Origin of the sequence: Hymenobacter terrenus (genome assembly GCF_000972495.1) — a bacterium.
Classification (GTDB): domain Bacteria; phylum Bacteroidota; class Bacteroidia; order Cytophagales; family Hymenobacteraceae; genus Hymenobacter; species Hymenobacter terrenus.
Window position 1 is genome coordinate 1 of record NZ_LATM01000154.1, and the last position, 287, is coordinate 287.

Genomic DNA, 287 nt, shown 5'->3' on the forward strand with positions numbered 1-287 from the left:
GTAGTTGTAGTTCACGCCGGGGGCCAGCGCCCCGGTGGGGTTGTCAGGGTTACGCAGCGTCGTGGTGGGGGGGGTGGGCGGGGGCGTGGTGCCACCACCGCTGGTGGTCACGGTCACGGAATAGTCCTCCGTTTCGCCGTAGTTGTAAGCACCACAGCTGGTCGTGCCGGCGTTGTCGCTCATGACCACGCGCAGGCGGGTTTTGCCGGCCAGGGCCGCGGCGGGCACGGTGAAGGAAGCGGTTTGCGCAGCCGTGGTGCTGCTAATGGTGCCCGCGGCGACGGTTT

The 287-nt window shown here is 68.3% G+C and carries 1 protein-coding gene; it reads right to left on the reverse strand.

What is annotated here, in order from left to right; genetic code table 11:
- Positions 1–287: GEVED domain-containing protein (locus WX88_RS31240; protein ID WP_046247522.1), on the reverse strand; the 287-nt coding region annotated here is incomplete at both ends.